Raw genomic sequence first — 20,604 nt, forward strand, 5'->3', positions numbered from 1 at the left:
AGCCCCTCTTATACAGGGATAGTTTTAGTTTCTAACTGCAATTTTTGTTCTTTCAAAAAATAATGTTTCATAATCGGGCCCGATATGATCATGGTGCCTACAGTCATTACCACCAGCCCTTCAAATACAGGCTCACTTATGATCTTTGCCTGCAGGGCCAGTAATCCTAAAACAATCTCCTGCGAACCTCTCGCGTTCATTCCAAAGGCAACAGCTATTGATTCGTTTTTGGTCATGCCGCTCATAGCGCTGCCTATTCCGGCGCCTATGAGTTTTGCAAGGCAGGCTATAACCAGGATGATCACCACAATTTCGAGATTAAAATTGGCTATGAAATTCAATCTTAACCCAACCGAAGCAAAAAACAACGGTGCTAATACATTGATAGTGAATTGATGCAGCACATGTTTGTGTTTCTCTGTAAAATATGCAGAATCATTAATACCCACACCAACCAAAAAGGCTCCAAATATACCGCGTACGCCAAGCCCTTCGGTAATGCAAGCGCTGATCAAGCAAAGGCAAACGGCCATGGTAAGCACCCTGCCGGGCTTTTCTCCTTTGCCCGCAAAAGACATTAGTTTGTGGATAAGCCAGCGCCCACCCGTTAACATGAAAACTGCATAAAGGATAACTATACTCACCGCCCAAAAGGAGGCCTCACCTTTGCCAACATTCATCAGCTGAATAATAACCGAGAATAAGATCCAGCCCAGAAAATCATCAACCATGGCAGCTGTTAATACGATATTGCCTATGCGTGTATTAAGAATGTCGAGGTCAAGTAATATCTTGGTGATCACCGAAAGTGCGGTTATAGAGAGCGCGGTTCCAAAAAATAACGAAGTGACTAATTGATTGTTAAAGCCATTGGCAAAATGACTTTGATACAGAAACCATACGGCTGCAAAACCAATAGCAAAAGGGAATATAATGCCTGTAAGACTTATACTGATGGCTTGTTTACCATTCTGCCTTATCTGTTTCAGATCTACCTCAAAGCCGGCAATAAACATGAGTAAAATAATGCCAATATTGGCAATACCGTCAAATGCCTGAAAAGCATGCGGAGTGGATAGGAAGATGCCTTTAAAAAGATCAGGGAATAATAACCCCAGCAGCGTAGGGCCAACAATAATACCAGCGAAGATCTCACCAATAATAGCTGGCAATTTATACCTGCGGCATAGTTCGCCCAATAATCTTGCCGGTATCAGGATAACTAAAAGAATAAGCAGGTAATGTATTATCTCTGATGAACTGAGTTTAGAAACCATAGTTGAAAAAATTATTACAAGTTTTCCTTTACCTCAATTCTTAATTGGTGGGTATTAAAAACATGTGAAAAGGGTTGAACGCTTTTGGTTAAAAATACACTGCCTCCAATTATACTATGATGACCAATCACGGTACGACCACCTAAAATGGTACTGCGGGCATAAATGACCACATTATCCTCCACGGTAGGATGCCGCTTGGTTTCGGATAGTTCTTTACTTACCTGCGCTGCGCCCAACGTTACCCCTTGATAGATGGTAACGTATTTACCAATAATACTGGTTGCACCTATAACTATGCCGGTACCGTGATCGATACAAAAGGGTACAGCAATTTGAGCTTTAGGATGAATATCCACACCGGTTTTGCCATGCGCGTGCTCAGATAATATTCTTGGTAAAATAGGAATGGCGAGCAGGGTAAGCTGATGTGCTATACGATATACGGCAATAGCATAAAAGCCCGGATAGGAAACAATCACCTCATGTACACTGGTAGCCGCCGGATCTTTTTCATAGATCATGGATGCATCGAGCCGAAGATTCTGATAAATTTCATTCAATGAATCATAGAATGCAATCACAGCTTCTTCAATATTAATATCCTTTGGATCGAGATAGCTTAGCAGTATGTTTTCAAGATCTATCTGGTTCTTTTTCAGATGGCCACCATATATGGATAATTTGTTCGCGTGATTATTGGGAAACAAAAATTCAAAGAGATCAGACAGCCATCCAACGCACTGTCTGATCTTTGGTGTAGCCTCCCATTCGGCTTTATGGGTTTGATAAAGCAATTGTATAAAGCTGTCGAGTTTATCCTCTTTCATACTTGTGCATTACCGTTTAAGATGATGAAGCGTGTTTACCAGTAAATCAATTTCGGCGCAGGTATTATAGAAAGCCAGTGAAGGTCTTACGGTGCTTTCCACACCAAACCGCCTAAGGATAGGCTGGGCACAGTGATGCCCTGATCTTACGGCAATTCCTTGTTGGTTAAGCGCCGCGCCAACCTCTTCGGTTTTATAGCCATCCAGTACAAATGACAGAACGCTGGCTTTATCTGCCGCGGTGCCTATCAGTCGCAAGCCTTTCACCTCTTTTAGTAATTGCGTTGCATAAACAAGCAGGTAATGCTCATATTGAGCAATGGCAGGCATACCCAGTCTGCTTACATAATCAATAGCGGCACCAAGACCAACGGCATCAGCGATGTTACCTGTTCCGGCCTCAAACCGGCTGGGTGCATCATGATATTGGGTATACTCAAAAGTAACATCTTTGATCATGTTACCGCCACCCTGCCAGGGTTGGGTTTGGTTTAACAGATCTTCTTTACCATAAATCACACCGATACCAGTTGGCCCGAATACCTTGTGTCCTGAAAAGACAAACCAATCGGCATTTAATGCTTGTACATTAACCGGCATGTGCGATACCGACTGAGCGCCATCAACCAATACTTTAGCTCCTGCCAAATGCGCCAGATGAACAATTTGCGCTGCCGGAGTAACTGTGCCTAAAGCATTGGATACCTGAGTAAATGAAACCAGTTTTGTTTTAGGCCCGAGTAATTTTACATACTCATCAAGTATGATTTGTCCGTCGTCATCAACAGGTATAACCTTTATTTTTAAACCCTTTTTGGCGGCCAGTTGTTGCCATGGAACAATGTTGGCATGGTGTTCCAGGTGGCTTACGATAATCTCATCACCTGCTGTCAGGTTTTGCTCACCCCAGCTTTTGGCTACCAGGTTAATGGCTTCAGTTGCGCCACGTACAAAAATGATCTCGTTTATGGAAGCAGCATTCAGAAAGGTTTGCACTTTTTGACGTGCCCCTTCATAAGCATCGGTTGCCCTTGCCGCGAGTTCATGTGCTGCACGATGGATATTTGAATTTTCGTGCTCGTAAAAATAGCTAATGCGATCAATTACTTGTTTTGGCTTTTGGGTAGTAGCCGCGTTGTCAAGCCATACAAGGGGTTTGCCATTTACTTGCTCCTGTAATATCGGGAAATCGCGCCGGATGATATTTACATCAAACGGCGGACTAATAATATTACTGATACCGGCCTGTTTAATTTTTTCCTGGTCTGACTTTACTGCAGGCAATCCATGATTATTCGATAGAAAATAAAACGGAATTTCAGTAGCAGCAGGTTCTCCGGTAAATGGTAAAGCGTTTGAAGGGCCAGATGTATGGATATTACTTAATATCTTGTTCAATTCAACTTCAAAAGCCTGATCTTGCTGATAGGGTAAGTGGAGCAGGTTTTCGGGAGCAGATGAAAGTTGCTCAACCTGGAAGTTTTGCTTTAAAACTACATCCGGTATAAGATCAGTTTTCACCAGGTAAGAGTCATAGCCTAAATTAGGTTGTGAAGGTAACTGCCCTCCAAAAGCGTTAATCGGGCTATGCTGAACAGATGCCGAAGAATTAGAATGTGCGTTCAGATTAGGATCAGCGAAACTGGTTTGCGGATCTTTAAGATTAATTGCATTACCCTGGTTAATGGCCGATGGCAAAACACCGCTACCTCCAATTGTACTTGACGGAATTGAACTGGCCGGGGCATTCACATTCCCAGGATTAAATAAACCTGTATCAGGTATGTTGCCGGGTAACTGAAAAGCTTCAGGAGCTTGTTGAACGGGGAATTGATTTACAATCCCACTAGGTCCGGCTTTAAAGAACTGGTTGGCCAGTTGCTCCAGCTCCTGTAAGTTGGGCAGGTTGTCCGGATTAATATTTGTACTCATAATAGTTGCCTAAATCAACATCTTCCAAAACAGCTATAGCATCATCAACCAAAACAGCTAATGAGCAATAAAGCGACACCAGATATGAGGCAATAGCTTTATTATTAATGCCCATAAACCGCACAGATAATCCTGGTGATTGCTCGCCTGGTAACCCTGGCTGAAACAGACCTACTACACCCTGACGGCTTTCGCCTGTACGTAAGAGGATGATTTTTGATTTATTATTAACTATAGGCAGTTTATCGGATGGGATAAGTGGGATACCTCTCCAGGTGATAAACTGAGATCCGAATAAAGAAACGGTAGGCGGCGGTACACCCCGGCGCGTACATTCGCGGCCAAAAGCGGCTATGGCTAATGGATGCAGCAGGAAAAATCCCGGTTCTTTCCAAACTTTGGTTATCAGTTCGTCCAGATCATCAGGAGTAGGAGGGCCTAGTCTTGTCTTGATTTTTTGGGATGGGGCTATGCTGCTTAGTAAACCATATTCTTTGTTGTTGATCAGTTCACTTTCCTGGCGTTCTTTAACAATTTCAATAGTAAGGCGTAATTGCTCACTTATCTGATTATAAGGTTTGCTGTAGAGGTCAGATACCCTGGTGTGCACATCCAATACGGTATTTACCGCGCTCAGGTTGTATTCTCTCGGGTTTTCCTCATAATCAACATAGGTTGATGGAAGCTCACGCTCGTCGCGGTTAGAGCAATCCACTTCCACATTATTGGCGTCAACAACTTTATTTAACCGGTAAACGCCTGATTCAACAGGGATCCAGTTTAATAAATGTGTTAACCAACGCGGGGTGATGGTTGATAATTGCGGAACGGTACGGGTGGCAATGGCCAACTGCCTGGCGGCTACATCGCCAAGGGCTGTTTGTTTTGGTTTTTGATCGGGCATTTTGAATGAATAAATGTTTTAAAGATTGATTTTGAGGTGCTTTTCAATTTGTTAGCACCCGCGTTGCAATGATAAGAAATAAAAATATATAAAATCTATAGGAATTATAGATTTTATTGTATGTTTGTGTCATCAGTTCTTTAATACTTATCCAGATAAGACGGAGGGAAAGGCCCCATGAAGTCTTGGCAACCTGTACAACTCTTTATATTGTAAAAGGTGCTAATTCCTGCTCCTGTAAAGGGAGAAAGATAAGATGCTACAGGTTGTTTATACAAATATCTCCACAGCTCTTTCTCGGGTAAGTTTTATTGAATATGAAAAACAATTGAAAAAGATAGAACCTGTTTATATATGAAAACCGACAAAACCTTGGCTACTACGCACTTTGCAGATATGTATTGTTGTCGCTGATTATTTACCTGTTACGCGATCAAATAAAATACATTATCAGTATATAACTCCGAATGAAAAAATTAATACTTACGGCTTTAATCTCCATCATTAGCACAGCATCTTATACCCAGATCCTGACACCTGTAAAATGGTCATACGGGGCAAAGAAAATTGACAACGAACAGGCCATTGTGCTGATAAAAGCAACTATTGATAAGGGCTGGCATATATATTCACAAAACGTTGCTGATGGCGGGCCGATAAAAACCTCGTTCAGGTTTGACAAAAGCGGTGACTACACGCTTGTCGGTAATACCTCAGAACCTAAGTCGGTTAGCAAGTATGAGAAGTCGTTTAGTATGAACGTACAATATTTTGAGCAGTCGGTTGTATTTCAGCAAAAAGTAAAACTTAAAAACGGGCAAGCATTGGTTAATGGTACATTGAATTATATGGTATGCAGCAATAAGCAGTGTTTACCCCCCGAAGATGTTGAATTCAGTATTCCGGTAAAGTAAAAGATTTAATAATATAGTTTAATAGCTCATTAGCCACCAATTGACCTGTTAAACTAATAAAGATGCCGGGTAGATAAGCGCTTGCTTTTACCTCGGCTTATACAAGCAAATACCATGAAATCGAAATTTATCACTAAAATCCACATACAGAATGGTGGCGCCCTTTTCTGTTGTCACCCGTATTGTTAACTCATGTGGTTTATCCCGGAAATTGATCTGATGTAAGATCGACATCCTGGCTGTACTAAGTGCGTTGCTTTGCTATGGTGGTAAAACAGGCGTGTGCTGTACAGACCAGGATGTTGATTGCTTACAAGGTATGAAATTAATGGAAACTACTGTTTATAAAAATATTCTACTAAATCCATAGATTTAATTGTATTTATAATATTTATTGTTACCTTTACAGCATTCTAATTAACCCCACCATTAATTAGTTGATTTATAAAGAATAAGGGAGAGGAAGTCTCTATGATCTTATAGCAACTTTTCATTATTGAAATAAGTGCTAAACTTTTTTCCGAAGCAATAAGGCTCTGGAAATATAAATTAACTAAAAATCATGAACACATTTAAGTACCTGCATTTCCGCACGCAACCGGCAAACATCAAGCGATGTTGTTGTTTGGTTCAGTATGCCTTCTGGTTTTAAAGGAGCAGTTCCCTGAAATTTTGCTGCGGTTTTTTAACTCGTCCCATCCGGGCGGGAGAGAATTCCTTGCGCCAAATTTTTAACACGCTATTTATCAATTACTAACAACTAAAACTTATAAAAATGAAAATCACAAACTACCTGACCAAAGCCAGGCTGCTTTCTGCCGGCTTGCTGCTTAGCGGTGTTACCGTGTTGTCAGCTCATGAAAACCCTAAACCGAAATTTATAAAAGAAGGAAAATGGCGCGGTGTATTCACCGTAAGCGAATCCAAGGTGCCTTTTAATTTCGAGCTGAAAGGCAAAGATGCCGAGCATGCTGTTTTTACATTAATCAATGGTTCTCGCAGAGATAATTTCCATGTGAAGTCTATTGGGGTCGATTCGGTTTATATCAAAATGAATACCTACGATGCCGCGCTGGTTGCCAAAATTGAAGACGACGGCTCTTTAAGTGGTGAATACCGCAGCCTGGTACCAGGTTTCAGAGGTAACTCTTTGCCATTCACAGCCGAGTACGGCAAAACATACCGATTTGTTGAGCCAGGAAAAGACGTGGCACCTACGGCCGATCTGACCGGTAAATGGGAAATCAAAACCTATAGTAAAGAGGCCGTCCCTGCATCTATCGCCCTATTAAAACAAAAAGGTAACAAACTCACCGGCGTGGTGATGACTGTAGTTGGTGACACGCGCGAATTGGAAGGAACCGTACAGGGTGATGAGTTTGCCCTAAGCGGTTTTACCGGTCCGAGCCCCTTTATTATTAAAGGTAAGATCAATGCGGATGGCTCTATCAGCGGCGAAGAAGGTTTCGGCATCTATAAAAACCTCAAGTTTGATGCCGCTAAAAAAACTGATGTGGAGCTACCTGACCCATATAAGCTTACTTTTTTAAAAGAAGGTTATAAAAAGCTGGATTTTTCTTTCCCTGGTATTGATGGTAAAGAAGTGTCACTGAGCGATAATAAATACAAAGGTAAGGTGGTGATTGTAGAGATTATCGGTACATGGTGCCCTAACTGTACCGATCAGACTGTTTTCCTGTCGCCCTGGTTCAACAAAAATCATAATCGCGGTGTAGAAGCTATAGCCATTGGATTTGAGCAGAAAGATAGCCTTGATTATGCCAAATACACTTTAGGTAAGCTTCGGGACAAGTATGCCATTAACTATGATATCGCCTTTGGAGGTTTAGCCGATAAAAAACTGGTATCACAAAAACTCCCGGCTCTTAACAAATTCATTGCCTTCCCAACAACAATAATTATCGACAGAAAAGGTGATGTAAGGGAAATATATACTGGCTATACCGGAACTATCACCGGCAAATATCACCAGGATTATGAGAAAAAATTCAACAAGCTGCTAGATGAACTGATAGCCGAACCGGCACCTGAAACAGCGGCTATCGCTGATTCATCCGAAAAACAAGGAAAATAAACTTAATTGATCTATAACTAACTATTTATCAAATGAAAACACTCAATTTAATCACCTCATTCAAATGCCTGACTATAGGCTTGTTGTTTAGTGGTGCCGCATTCGCGGCAGATAAAAACCCGCCGGTGAAATTTATTAAGGAAGGCGTATGGCGTGGTGTATTTACCGTAGCCGAAAGTAAAGTTCCTTTCAATTTTGAATTGAAAGGCAAGGATGCGGAGCATGCTGTATTTACACTACTCAATGGTACGCGTCGTGATGACTTCCATGTTAAACAGATTGGTAAAGATTCGGTATTTATCAAAATGAATACCTATGATGCCGCCCTGGTTGCCAAGGTAGAAGACGACGGAACCTTAAATGGTGAATACCGTAGCCTGGTACCCGGTTTCAGAGGGAATTCATTGCCGTTTACAGCCGAATATGGTAAAAGCTATCGTTTTGTTGAGCCGGGAAAGGACATTGCACCGGCAGCTAATTTAACCGGTAAATGGGAGTTGAAGGTTTATTCAAAAGACCAGGTACCTAATAAAGTAGCTATATTGAAGCAAACAGGTAATAAGCTTACGGGCGTTATTATGCAGGTAACCGGCGATAGCCGCGAACTGGAAGGTACCGTACAGGGAGATGAATTTGAGCTGAGCGGCTTTACCGGCCCCAGCCCTAAAATTTATAAAGGTAAGATCAATGCTGATGGTACCCTGAGTGGCGAAATAGGACAGGGTATTTATGATAATACCAAGTTTGATGCCATAAAGGATGATCGGGCTGAGTTACCAGACCCATACAAATTAACCTATTTAAAAGAAGGCTATAAAAAGCTTGATTTTACATTTCCTGATCTTACCGGAAAACCGGTTTCATTAAGCGATGCCAAATACAAAGGTAAGGTTACCATTATTGAGATAGTTGGTACCTGGTGCCCTAATTGTACCGATCAAACCGTATTCCTTTCGCCCTGGTTCAATAAAAACCATAACCGCGGTGTGGAAGCGATAGCTATAGGCTTTGAACAAAAAGACAGTCTTAAATATGCCCAGTACACCTTAGGCAAGCTTAAGGAAAAATATAATATCAAATATGATATTCTGTTTGGCGGATTGGCCGATAAAAAACTGGTATCGCAAAAATTGCCCGCGCTAAACAAATTCGTGGCTTTCCCAACAACCATTATTATTGACAGGAAGGGTGATGTCAGGGAAATCTACACGGGATATACAGGAACGGTTACCGGTAAATATTACCAGGATTACGAAAAGAAGTTTAACAAACTGCTGGACGAACTGATTGCTGAACCTGCACCTACTAATGAAACTAATGCAGTTGAAAGCAATAACGAAACTTTAAAAGGAAAATAAAAAACACCTGACCGGCAGGGTAACAACCTGGCCGGGTTTAATTTAATTTAACCCCAATGACCACAACCACTATGACAAAATTTTTAGGCGCTGTTCTATTTACAGCATCCGTAGCGTTAACATCGTTCACCCCATCAACTATAAAAACCGTTAAGCTTACAAAAGGCAAGCCTGGTGCAGTTAAAACGATTGATCATAAAAAGAACTTTAAAACCGCCTCTTTTAAAGTCGATAACGAAAACAGCAAGCTTACCTGGGCCGCCAAAAAAGCTACAGGCGACCATAACGGCGAAGTAAAGATCAGTAATGGTAATTTCGCGGTTGAAAACAATAACCTTAAAGGCGGAAGCTTTGATATCGATCTGAATACCATTACCGATGCGGATCTGACCGACCAGGCATCGAACGATAAGTTGGTATCCACATTAAAAAGCGAGACATTTTTTAACACCGGTAAGTTCCCTAAAGCAAGCTTTGTAATAAGTTCTGTTACTAAAACCAGCGGCAATCAATACGATGTTAAAGGTAAGCTAACTATAAAAGGCATCACGAATGACGTCAGTTTTCCGGCTACGATTGCTGTTAATGGTAAAAAGTTAACCGCCAACGCCAAAATAACCGTCGACCGTACTAAATATGACATCAAATTCCGTTCAAAAAACTTTTTTGAAAACTTAGGCGATAAGGTGATCTATGATGATTTCGATCTGAATGTAAACCTTACCGCAAACGCGCAGTAACCAGCAATATTTAATACGTAAGCCACCAAAATAGAGGTGGAGGGCCATTGTTTTGACTAATAAAAGCATTTAAAAACTCATGTAAAGTGGAGTAAGTCTGAAGCCGGGGTGCATTGAATACCCCGGCCGAGGACTGAAAATTTAACCTGCGGCTTAAATGCATACTGATATGAAAAAAGGAAAAATACTTCTGGTTTTAACGGCTATCATAACATGGATAGGATTTATGAGTTTTGTTGGCACCAAAGATGATGTGCAAACCAAAGAGCAACTGGGCGAAAAACTATTTTTTGACCCCATACTATCGGGCGACAATACCATTAGTTGCTCCTCTTGCCACAAACCAGAATTCGCATTTGCCGATACCAGCGCCCTGAGTATTGGCATAAAAGGTAATCTAACCGCCAGGAATTCGCCGGGATTAACCAATCTTTCTGGCAGACCTCATCTTTTTTGGGATGGCCGCGCCGCTTCGCTCGAAGAGCAGGCCTTAGGGCCCATAACATCGGCTACAGAAATGGGACTTCCGATTGAAGATGCCGTAAAAAAACTAAATAACAATAAATACTATGCAGATGCATTTCAAAAAATATTTAAATCAGCACCCACTAAAGATAATTTGTTGAAAGCCATAGCCTCATTTGAGCGTACGCTTGAAACCTCCAACAGTCCTTATGACCGGTATATTAACGGCGATGACCATGCTATATCTGCTGCTGCCGCACGCGGTCGGTTATTATTCATAGGTAAAGCCAACTGTAACAACTGTCATTCGGGCGAGGATTTTACAGCCGATAGGTTTAAAAGCATCGGTTTATATAATGGTAAAGATTTGAACGACCCGGGCCGGTCAGCCATCACAAAAAACAAAACCGAAGAGGGTGAATTTAAGATACCCAGTTTGCGCAATGTGGCAGTTACCGCTCCATATATGCATAACGGTAAATTCAAAACTTTGCGAAGTGTAGTTGAGTATTACAATAACCCCTCGCTGGTAGTTAAAGACGGTATTAACCGCGACCTCGCACTTGAAAAACCACTTAACCTGACTGCGGGCGAAATTGATGACATAGTTGAATTTTTAAAAGCGCTCACCGATGACCGTTTTAAGCAAACGGCTTCAAATTAAAATACTCCCCATAAATAATTAATTGATCACAGTCGGCAGGTATTTGCCGGCAGGATATTTTTTGTTCTGCCGAAGCCACTGCTTTGCCCTTGAACTATTGTAAAATGAAGAAAATTGTACTCTTGCTTATGTTCCTCGCCCTGATTTTTGGGCAAAAGGTATTGGCACAAAAACGAACGGTAACCGGGGTTGTAACCTCCGCCGATGATAAAGCTCCGCTGCCAGGGGTGTCTGTTACTGTTAAAGGATTAAATGAAGGTGCTGTTACCAAAGCCGATGGCAGCTTTAGTATTATTATCCGCAACGGTAAATACCTGGTCTTTTCATTTATAGGTTTTGAAAGCCAGGAAGTTGAAATTGATGGCACCAAACAATTCAGCATCAGTTTAAAGCCAGCTAAAAGTAATGCACTTAATGAGGTGCAGATAGTCGGCTCACGTAATGCCAACCGTACCAAACTAAACTCACCCGTGGCGGTGGATGTTATCGATATAAAACCCCTGCTTGAATCGGCACCGCAGGTAAGTGTAACGCAGATATTGCAATATATTTCGCCATCATTTCATTCGGTTAATGGAAGTAATGCCGGTGATGCCGGCTCTGCGCTTAGCCTCGCCCAGCTCCGTGGCCTGGGCCCCGATCAGGTATTGGTGTTAGTGAATGGTAAACGCCGGCATAAAAGCGCTAACGTGAACTATGGTGGTTTGGGTAATGGTTCAACTGGCTATGATCTCAATGCTATCCCGACAGGTGCAATCGACCGGATCGAGATTCTGAGGGATGGAGCTGCAGCCCAATACGGATCAGATGCTATTGCCGGGGTTATCAACATCGTGCTTAAGAAAAAAACAGATGATTTTGTGGTCAATACATCCGGAAGTGTACGCAGGCGTGGAGATGGAGCTGTTACCCGTACCAGTGCCAATTATGGGGTAGGTTTAGGCAACAATGGAGGATATGTTAATATTACCACAGAATATGCTACCCAGGCAATCTCCCTGCCATCGGGGAAGGGAGATGCTGGTTTATATAATGGGCCGATTTATGGCGGAGGTGCCAATACACGTGGATACGATGCTATTTATACCAAAGAAATTGATGATGCCATTTTAAAAAGCCGTGGTATCGACCGTCATTTTTTTGATCAACGGGCAAGTGGCTCAAATGCCGGTCAGGACGCTTTGTTGTTTTTTAATGCAGGCTTGCCCCTGAAGAACTCGGCAGAACTGTATGCCTTTGGTGGTATCAGCAGCCGAAACTCACAATTTACTGCCACTTACCGTTTACCTGGCTGGACATCGCGTAACAACAACTTCATTTATCCCGATGGTTTTTTACCAGCCATGGAAAATAATATTGTAGATGAGTCTATTGCCATCGGTATAAGAGGTAAGGTGGGAGAATGGAATGTGGATTTCTCCAATGTATACGGTAAAAATATATTCGGCAACCGGGTTGATAACTCCCTGAACGCCAGTCTCGGTTTAAAAAGCCCGACCAGTTTTGATGCAGGCAGTTATAATGCAAGTCAAAACACCACAGGACTTGATTTTACCCAGTATTTTGGTAAAATATTAAAAGGCTTGAATGTTGCCTTTGGTGTTCAGCACCGTGTTGAAGGTTTCCAGATTATTGCCGGTGAAGAAGCTTCCTATTCAAAAGCCGACCAACGTACTATTGTTAATGTAGATACTACAACCGGGGGTATTCCTTATCTCTCCAACGCGGGTGTTACTTCGTTAAATGGTTTAGCTGCCGGTTCACAGATCCATTTGGGTTTCAGGCCTGAGAATGCGGTTAACGTGAACCGTTCGGTTACCGCAGGCTATGCGGACTTGGAACTCAATGTAACTAAAGCCTGGCTTGTTTCGGCAGCGGGCCGTGCTGAGTACTTTTCTGACTTTGGCAATGTGTTTACCTGGAAAGCTGCTACCCGATATAGTTTTGCAAGATGGCTCAGTATTCGCGGATCGGCCAATACAGGTTTCAGAGCGCCTGATCTGGCACAATCTTATTATACATCAATATCAACTACTTTTCAACAGGGCAGGGGAGTTGACATTCTTACGGCATCAAATCAAAGTGCAGCCGCGCGAGCACTGGGTATTCCTAAATTATCGCCAGAAAAATCAAAGGGTTATGCACTGGGCCTAACTTCAGCACCGGGCAGTAATGTGGAATTAACGGTTGATTCTTACCTGATCGATATTGATAACCGGGTAGGTAATACCGGCAACTTTACTTCAACAGATGCTAACCTGCCGCAGGATGTGAAAAATCTGTTTCAGCAAACAGGTGCCGCGCAGGCCAACTTTTTCTACAATGAATTTAGTACACGCACCAAAGGCATCGAGTTTACAGGAAGCTATAAGTTGTTGCTTGATAAGGGAAATATAAACTTCCTGCTTGGTGGTAACTTTGAAAAGAACGAAGTAACCCAGGTAAATACCCCAAAAGGGCTCGACAAATACAAGAATGTTATCCTTAGTCCGGGCGAAAGGGCAAGAGTAACTACCAATATTCCGGCGCAGAAGGTTAACCTACAGGGTATCTACAGTATAGATAAATTCACTTTCCTGGCACGTACGGTCTACTTTGGTAAAGTAACCACAGCCACATTGTTAAGCGCCAGTGATCCGCTAAACCCGGTTTACTTTTATCAAAACCTTAAGCCTATTTGGGTTACCGACCTTTCTGTAGGGTACAAGTTTACCGACAAGATACAGGCGACAGCAGGTGTTAACAATGTATTCAATGTTTTGGGTGATTATTCTGACCCATCCATATCCGGTTTGCGCAATCCCACTGTTGTTGGTATCCAGAACGGTAGTGCCGGTATCCAGCCTTTTATTAAACTATCAGCTCATTTATAATAGCTTAAGCATGAAAAGTATATTTAAATCACACCAACAATTCCTGAAAAGAGCATCAATATTAAACTTTAATAAAATAGGGCTACTATTTGGTTTGATAGTAGCTCTTCTATCATCCTGCAAGAAAACTGATTATTTAGACATTAATGCCGCCGACAGACCTGCGCTTGCAGCACATATCAGTTTTGTGAATGCACGGCCCGTAAATGCCAGCATCCAATTTTGGGTATACACTACCCAGGTAACCCAAACCGCTTTACCTATAAATAGTAAAAGCCCTTATTTAGACACCCAGTTTGGTGATGTGCAGATCAATTTTACCGAAGGAACCAACACTTCATATAAAGCTTCACGGCAATTTGGTAACAGCGCCACTTTTACATCGGCAGGAGGCCCTAACGGCCCCATTGCCAATTATTACCATACCGTGTTCGCCGTGAAAAATGTTAAGTCCACTGCTGATTCGCTGATCCTTTTTTATGATGATCTCAGTGCTCCGGCAACGGGAAAGGCTAAGGTGCGGTTTGTAAACCTTGCGCCCGGAAGCCCTGCTGTCGATTTTGGCATAGCCGGCCAAACTGCTCTTTTTACCAATACGGTTTACGGCCGGGCTGGTGGTTCTGTATTATCGGGAGCTGGTTTAAACACATGGTCATTAGGGCCTTTTGTTGCCGTTGATGCGGGGACGGTTAATTTCTCGGTAACAAATACCACAGACCGTTCCTCCGTAAACATTCTGAACGATAAGCTAAATAATGTAACGCTTAACGCAGGGAAGATTTATACCATTTATATCAACGGAACGCCAGGAGCTTCAACCGTAGGGGCAACCATACTTACACATAACTAAATCAAAAATAAAACACAGGATGGTGGAATAAACTGTGTAAAAGAGGTTGTCCCGGCTGATGGGCCGGGCAACCTTATTTAAGTAAATCATCAATAATACATTTTATGAAAACAAACAGCAGAAGACAATTTATTGAAAATACGCTTAAAGTAACAGCCGCGGTGGCTTTAACAGGTCCGCTGATTTTAAACACCGATAAGGCGTTTGCGGCATATAGCAAGGACGAAGCTTTGGTAAACACCGGCGATATTTTAAAGTTTAGCCAGGTACCGCTTGGTTTTGATTATAAAGCATTGGAGCCACACATAGATGGGCTAACCAACGAAATTCATTACACCAAACATCACGCCGCCTACATTAAAAATGTGAACGAAGCTATCGTAGCCGAAAAGTTAACATTTAGTACCGAGCAGGAATTCTTTGATCATGCTTCACAACTTTCGCCAAAAGCACGAAACAATGGAGGTGGGGTATGGAATCATAACTTCTTTTGGCAAAGTTTAACGCCCAATTCTACCGGGCCCGATGGCAAGATCAAAGATGCTATTGTTACGGCCTTTGGTTCATTTGAGCAATTTAAAGAGCAGTTTACACAAGCGGCGCTTGGTCGTTTTGGATCGGGTTGGGTATGGTTACTGAATGCGAATGGAAAGTTGACTATTGCCTCCACAGCCAACCAGGATAATCCGCTTTTTGATAATGCAGTAGTAAAAGGTACGCCCTTGCTGGCATTGGATGTGTGGGAACATGCTTACTATCTCAAATATCAAAACAGGCGGAATGAATATGTGGCTGGCTGGTGGAACGTGGTGAACTGGGATATCGTAAACAAAAGATTATCCTAAGCTATGACCCGGATAACAGGTAATACAACGCTTAACTGGGGTGTGCTGAAGAAGATTCTTCTAAGAACGTTTACCATATATGCCGTTATAACGATAATACCCCTTTTACCCGCTTTTTATCAACAGGATTTTGACGCTGGCTTTTCGGTTAAAGGTTATCCATGGCGCTGGCTCGATGTGATCAGTCAGAATAATCCATGGTTTTTTAGCAGTCATGGTGGTAAAAATTATGGAGGCTGGCTCATTACTTTGTTGGTTTGTTTTGCACTTGGCGCCGTTTGGGCGCTGACAGAACGATATAAGCGCAAAGAGCAAAATGTACTGGAAGTAAAGGACAACGACAATGGCCTTTACAACTGGTTCTTTATACTGGTTCGTTATCAGATAGCTTTGCGGATGTCGTGGTTTGCTATTGCCAAGGTATTCCCGGTGCAAATGCCTTTCCCAACATTGAGCCAGTTAAATACCAATCTGGGCGATTTTACTCCCGGGAAGCTTTATTGGCTCACTACCGGTGTCTCGCCTTTTTTTGAGGTCTTTGCCGGAATATTTGAGCTCACGGCAACAGTTCTGATCCTTTTTAGGCGTACTGCTACCTTAGGCGCGTTGATGATGATAGCGATACTGTTGCCTATATGGTTTGTAAATATTGGTTACGACGCCGGGGTAGAGCTGGCCAGCCTGCATCTGCTATTGCTTTCATTATTACTTTTAGCAAAGGACGCGGATAAATTTTATACCATCCTGATCAGGCATCAGCAGGCAGCGGTCGAGTATATTCAACCACCTGCTTTTTCAAGGCAATGGAAACGGACTACACGTATCGCGCTTAAATCGGCGTTTATTTTTGTGTTCCTGATTTACCGGGGGTATCAATATGGCAATCTTTACGCATCGGGTAAAACCTTTAAATTACCGCTTGATAGTGGCTTGCAACACTTTACCGGTTTTTATGATGTGAGCGAGTTCAGAATCAATAATAAACTTTTGCCATATGCTCCAGACGATACTTTGCGTTGGCAAAACGTTGTGTTTGAAAAATTCAATACCATCAGTATCCGGGTGGCCAAGCCTTTTAAGTTAAATACTCAAAATAAGATCCGGACTACAGAATATTATGGTAATATAGGTAGATTATTTTATGGGTATCAGGCGGATACGGTTAAACACTTATTCACTTTACGCAATCGTGCCGATACTACCAAAAAAACTGTGCTTTATTATACCGAGTCATCACCCGGCAAGCTTATTCTTAAGGGATTAATACATCAAGGTGATTCTATTGTTGTTGTATTAAACAGGATAGAAAAACAGTATCCGCTTGCTGTAAAAAGAAACGCCAATGTGTTAAGCGATTGAGGAACAAATTGATTGAGGTGCTTTTTGTATCGAAAATGAAATAATTTAAGCGGATAAAGTCCGCTTAAATTATTATTGTAATCTTAAAACCTGAGGATTGTACCCGGGCTTATCTCATAGGGAGGTTTGCCCGGTTTAAATACCCGTGAATCAAGCATACCCTCAGTGGTTATAACATCATTTTTTACCCTGATCCAACTACCTTCACGCAGTCCCACCACCGGAATAGTATTTTGGGTGTGGAATTCCTTAATCCTCGTTTCGCGGGTTTCGCCATTGTGTTTTAGTTGTGGATTGGGGTCGAGGTAGTGGGGATTAAGATTGAAAGGTACCAGCCCCATGGTGCCGAAATCAGGCGGATATACAATAGGCATATCGTTAGTTGTTTGCATATTGACACCGCCTATATTACTACCCGCACTTGTGCCCAGGTACGGGGTGCCTTTTTCTACCGCTTCCTTCAGTGGGTTCATCAGATCCTGTTCATGTAATTGTTTCACGAGCAGGAAAGTATTGCCACCCCCTGTGAAAAATCCACAGGCATCCTTAATTGCGGCTTTGGGATTGCTGAAACTATGCAGCCCTTTTACGGTAATGCCCAGATTTGCAAATGTTTCTGCAACTTGCCGGGTATAATCATCATGTGAGATACCGCCGGGTTGGGCGTAAGGAATAAATATGATTTCTTTTACCCCGGTAAACAGGTCTGCAATAAATGGTTTCAGGTAGGCGAGGTACTCTTCTCCAAACAAAGCAGAAGTACTTGCCAATAGCACATTTTTCATAGCGTAAAAATAATCTTTTTGCTTTTATAATAAGTTGAATAAAATCGGGGCATCTACTTTATTCTTCTTCCTATGGTTGTTATTATCATCATACCACAAAAAACAAAAGCCCTGATACGGGCATGTATCAGGGTTTTGTACTCAGAGCGGGAATCGAACCCGCACTCCGTTTACGGGAACAGGATTTTAAGTCCTGCGTGTCTACCAGTTCCACCATCTGAGCAGGTGTTAACCTTTTAAAAATAAAGCCCATCTTTTTGAAGGAAGGGCTTTGAGCGAAAGACGAGATTCGAACTCGCGACCCCGACCTTGGCAAGGTCGTGCTCTACCAACTGAGCTACTTTCGCGTTGGGAGTGCAAATATAGACAGAAAACCATATTCTGCAAGTACAAAAGTAAATTTGGTGTTTTAGGTATAAGTGCTATTTGAAAATGAAATAAATGTATTCTGCAAATGTAACAGATAATGAATACCTTTATGTAAACCTAAATGTAGTTAACGGGTACTTAAAGACCTGTGAAGTAGTATAAAACAATTCTCTGAATACAAAAGCGTAACTAGTGGCTTCAAATCTGCTGTGGTGATGTTATCAATTGATTTTTTAACTTAAACTCCTATAATTATGAGCGTATTATTTCAAATTTTATTAGGCGGTATTGCCGGTTGGCTCGCAGGGAAAGTGATGAAGGGTGATGGTTATGGAATTATTATTGATATTCTGTTGGGTTTAGTCGGCGGATGGGTCGGTGGCGCTGTTTTAGGATGGCTGGGCATCCATTGGGGTGGGAGCATTGGTTATCTGATTACCGCCTTTTTTGGCGCTGTGCTATTGGTATGGATATCAAGACTTATCAAGGGTAATTCATAATTTTGATATATCAATAGTATTATAAAACAAACAGGCCCGGCATAAAATGCCGGGCCTGTTTGTTAATTTTTTTGGATGATATTGAAAGTCATTTCCTTCCTGATGGAAAAGCCCAACTTTTGATAAAGTCTTATGGCGTTTGCATTATCGATACGTGAATGAAGATAGGGAACCCCTGATGCTGCTATGATTTGGCGTATATGATAATTAATTAAGGTGCCTGCATAACCCTTGCCCAGATGATTTGGATGGGTGCATACGGCGCTAATTTCAATATATGGTGATGGTTGGGTACGATATCCGGCCATAGTAGCTAACTCATTATTAATGACAATGCCTTTGTAATTACCAAAATCGATGGTGCGCTCGGAGAATGGCCCGGGATTGGTCATTTGGGTTAATGCAAGCATGGCTGGTATGTGTTGATCTGTTAAACTAACCAATTCTTGATTTAGCGACACCTGTGGTAATGGGCCATCAAACACCAGTTGTAATATTTTCATATTATTCAGCACCTTCCAGTTATCAGGAATGGTAATTTCTTCTGCCGAAACAACGGCCAAAACCCGCTGATCAGGTACAAGATCGTGCAGGATATTAAAGTTAGCCGTTGAATAATCTTCAAAGCCAACAAAAGGGGCTACGTTTTCGGCGTAATATTTAACCTGGCTATTACCCTGAGCCAGGTTATTATTTCCGGATATCAAAGCATTCCAGATAGGATTATCAAGCAAATGTTGCATAGTATTGGTGGTGTGAGCCTGCAAAATTAATAGAAATAGCAGTGCCTGGAGTTATCTTAAGGTAATAACGAACAACTCTGCGTGTACAATTTTTTTATCTGTATTTTGTTAAATATTAAACATGAAAATATATGAGTTGGTCCTCCGCACAATATTCAAAGTTCGAAAATGAACGTAATCGCCCCATCCGGGATCTTCTTTTTAATGTTCCTATAAATCAAGTAAATACAGCAGCTGATATTGGATGCGGCCCAGGTAATTCAACGGAGTTGTTGAGCGCTCAATTTCCAGATGCTAAAATTACGGGTATGGATAGTTCTGAAAATATGATCGAAGCGGCACGTAAACGCCTGCCGGATGTTCATTTTGAGGTCGACGATATTTCAACATGGCGCGACACCGGGCCCTATGATGTTATCCTGGCGAATGCGGCCCTGCAATGGGTTCCTGATCATCAGACGCTGTTCCCCGCGCTGATCGGTAAATTGGCTAAAGGAGGCTGCCTGGCCGTACAAATGCCCGATAATTTTAACGAGCCTGCGCACCGTCTCATGCGTGAAACTGCCGCAAATGGGCCTTGGGCTGCCAAGCTAAACGATGCATCAAAACGAATGACCAGAGAGGGAGCTGAATGGTATTATCGTAACCTACGCGATAAGGTTGCTACGCTGGATATCTGGCGTACGGTTTATCATCATCCGTTGCAAGGTGGCCCCGCGGCAATCGTAGAGTGGTTTAAAGGAACCGGTCTTCGCCCTTTTATTGAGCCGCTTGATGATACCGAACGAAATGCTTTTCTGGCGCAATATGAAGAGGGAATAGCGAAAGCATACCCACAATACGCAGATGGCTCTGTGCTGTTACCATTCCCAAGATTGTTTATTGTTGCAACTGTTTGAGTTTTCTGAAATTATCAAATAACAAAGAGGCTGTATCATAAATCAAATTGACCGCTTTTGGTATTGTGGCGCCTATGAATTAAAAATTAAGCGCATCATCAAAAAGTGGGTTTACATGTAAACCCACTTTTTGATGATGAAATTTATTTAATTATTTGATTGTCAGCTAAATAATTAAATATAAACCCAAAAAAGTGTAAAC

17 protein-coding genes, 2 tRNA genes and 2 riboswitches are annotated in these 20,604 nt (G+C 42.1%); of the genes, 11 read left to right on the forward strand and 8 right to left on the reverse strand.

Going from position 1 to position 20,604, the window contains the following annotated elements:
• Positions 1 to 8 precede the first annotated feature (8 nt).
• From FHW89_RS26055 to FHW89_RS26070, 4 genes are read right to left on the reverse strand one after another with little or no spacing between them, the layout of a single operon-like run.
• A complete protein-coding gene (locus FHW89_RS26055; protein WP_172337979.1) occupies positions 9 to 1,277 on the reverse strand; it encodes a cation:proton antiporter in 1,269 nt (422 codons plus the stop codon).
• A gap of 14 nt (positions 1,278 to 1,291) precedes the next feature.
• Positions 1,292 to 2,107, reverse strand: coding sequence for a serine acetyltransferase (locus FHW89_RS26060; protein WP_172337980.1), 816 nt, complete (start codon positions 2,105 to 2,107; stop codon positions 1,292 to 1,294).
• A gap of 9 nt (positions 2,108 to 2,116) precedes the next feature.
• Positions 2,117 to 4,039 (reverse strand): family 2A encapsulin nanocompartment cargo protein cysteine desulfurase, encoded by a 1,923-nt coding sequence (locus tag FHW89_RS26065; RefSeq protein WP_172337981.1) that lies wholly within the window; start codon positions 4,037 to 4,039, stop codon positions 2,117 to 2,119.
• Positions 4,023 to 4,943, reverse strand: a complete 921-nt coding sequence (locus FHW89_RS26070; RefSeq protein ID WP_172337982.1) for a family 2A encapsulin nanocompartment shell protein — start codon at positions 4,941 to 4,943, stop codon at positions 4,023 to 4,025. Before FHW89_RS26070 ends, FHW89_RS26065 begins: the two co-directional genes overlap by 17 nt.
• A gap of 144 nt (positions 4,944 to 5,087) precedes the next feature.
• Positions 5,088 to 5,201, forward strand: a riboswitch (SAM riboswitch).
• Between the two features lie 209 nt (positions 5,202 to 5,410).
• On the opposite strand from FHW89_RS26070, the gene FHW89_RS26075 reads away from it, so the two are divergent.
• The 9 genes from FHW89_RS26075 (at position 5,411) to FHW89_RS26115 (ending at position 17,106) form a co-directional block, all read left to right on the forward strand.
• The gene (locus FHW89_RS26075) at positions 5,411 to 5,857 is read left to right on the forward strand and encodes a protein-disulfide reductase DsbD domain-containing protein (protein WP_172337983.1); all 447 of its coding nucleotides are present in this window, start codon (positions 5,411 to 5,413) and stop codon (positions 5,855 to 5,857) included.
• 439 nt (positions 5,858 to 6,296) lie between these two features.
• Positions 6,297 to 6,408, forward strand: a riboswitch (SAM riboswitch).
• A gap of 224 nt (positions 6,409 to 6,632) precedes the next feature.
• Entirely contained in the window at positions 6,633 to 7,952 is a 1,320-nt protein-coding gene (locus tag FHW89_RS26080; protein ID WP_172337984.1) for a peroxiredoxin, read from the forward strand.
• 32 nt (positions 7,953 to 7,984) lie between these two features.
• Entirely contained in the window at positions 7,985 to 9,310 is a 1,326-nt protein-coding gene (locus tag FHW89_RS26085; protein ID WP_172337985.1) for a peroxiredoxin, read from the forward strand.
• Between the two features lie 56 nt (positions 9,311 to 9,366).
• On the forward strand, positions 9,367 to 10,050 hold the full coding sequence (locus FHW89_RS26090; RefSeq protein ID WP_216650695.1) for a YceI family protein: 684 nt from the start codon (positions 9,367 to 9,369) through the stop codon (positions 10,048 to 10,050).
• Between the two features lie 169 nt (positions 10,051 to 10,219).
• Positions 10,220 to 11,179: a cytochrome-c peroxidase gene (locus tag FHW89_RS26095; RefSeq protein WP_172337986.1), complete on the forward strand. Its 960-nt coding sequence runs from the start codon at positions 10,220 to 10,222 to the stop codon at positions 11,177 to 11,179.
• Between the two features lie 104 nt (positions 11,180 to 11,283).
• On the forward strand, positions 11,284 to 14,052 hold the full coding sequence (locus FHW89_RS26100) for a TonB-dependent receptor (protein ID WP_172337987.1): 2,769 nt from the start codon (positions 11,284 to 11,286) through the stop codon (positions 14,050 to 14,052).
• A gap of 10 nt (positions 14,053 to 14,062) precedes the next feature.
• Positions 14,063 to 14,902 carry a DUF4397 domain-containing protein gene (locus tag FHW89_RS26105; RefSeq protein WP_172337988.1) on the forward strand — a complete coding sequence of 280 codons (840 nt, stop codon included), beginning with the start codon at positions 14,063 to 14,065 and terminating at the stop codon, positions 14,900 to 14,902.
• A gap of 104 nt (positions 14,903 to 15,006) precedes the next feature.
• Positions 15,007 to 15,747, forward strand: a complete 741-nt coding sequence (locus FHW89_RS26110) for a superoxide dismutase (RefSeq protein ID WP_172337989.1) — start codon at positions 15,007 to 15,009, stop codon at positions 15,745 to 15,747.
• Positions 15,748 to 15,750: 3 nt separating this feature from the next.
• Positions 15,751 to 17,106, forward strand: coding sequence for a hypothetical protein (locus tag FHW89_RS26115; RefSeq protein ID WP_172337990.1), 1,356 nt, complete (start codon positions 15,751 to 15,753; stop codon positions 17,104 to 17,106).
• Positions 17,107 to 17,189: 83 nt separating this feature from the next.
• Here the strand turns inward: FHW89_RS26115 and pepE are convergent, their stop codons facing one another.
• The 3 genes from pepE to FHW89_RS26130 form a co-directional block, all read right to left on the reverse strand.
• Positions 17,190 to 17,891: a dipeptidase PepE gene (gene pepE, locus FHW89_RS26120; protein WP_172337991.1), complete on the reverse strand. Its 702-nt coding sequence runs from the start codon at positions 17,889 to 17,891 to the stop codon at positions 17,190 to 17,192.
• Between the two features lie 138 nt (positions 17,892 to 18,029).
• Positions 18,030 to 18,114: transfer RNA gene (locus FHW89_RS26125), tRNA-Leu, on the reverse strand.
• 51 nt (positions 18,115 to 18,165) lie between these two features.
• Positions 18,166 to 18,238, reverse strand: a tRNA-Gly gene (locus FHW89_RS26130).
• Positions 18,239 to 18,514: 276 nt separating this feature from the next.
• On the opposite strand from FHW89_RS26130, the gene FHW89_RS26135 reads away from it, so the two are divergent.
• Complete coding sequence (locus FHW89_RS26135) at positions 18,515 to 18,760, forward strand: GlsB/YeaQ/YmgE family stress response membrane protein (protein ID WP_172337992.1); 246 nt, start codon at positions 18,515 to 18,517, stop codon at positions 18,758 to 18,760.
• A gap of 62 nt (positions 18,761 to 18,822) precedes the next feature.
• Here FHW89_RS26135 and FHW89_RS26140 read toward each other — a convergent pair whose 3' ends face one another.
• Positions 18,823 to 19,503 (reverse strand): GNAT family N-acetyltransferase, encoded by a 681-nt coding sequence (locus FHW89_RS26140; RefSeq protein ID WP_172337993.1) that lies wholly within the window; start codon positions 19,501 to 19,503, stop codon positions 18,823 to 18,825.
• 131 nt (positions 19,504 to 19,634) lie between these two features.
• Here FHW89_RS26140 and tam point away from each other — a divergent pair, with 131 nt between their 5' ends.
• Positions 19,635 to 20,402 carry a trans-aconitate 2-methyltransferase gene (tam, locus tag FHW89_RS26145; protein ID WP_172337994.1) on the forward strand — a complete coding sequence of 256 codons (768 nt, stop codon included), beginning with the start codon at positions 19,635 to 19,637 and terminating at the stop codon, positions 20,400 to 20,402.
• The last annotated feature ends 202 nt before the right edge of the window (positions 20,403 to 20,604 follow it).

It is taken from the genome of Mucilaginibacter sp. SG564 (assembly GCF_013149275.1).
Lineage (GTDB): Bacteria > Bacteroidota > Bacteroidia > Sphingobacteriales > Sphingobacteriaceae > Mucilaginibacter.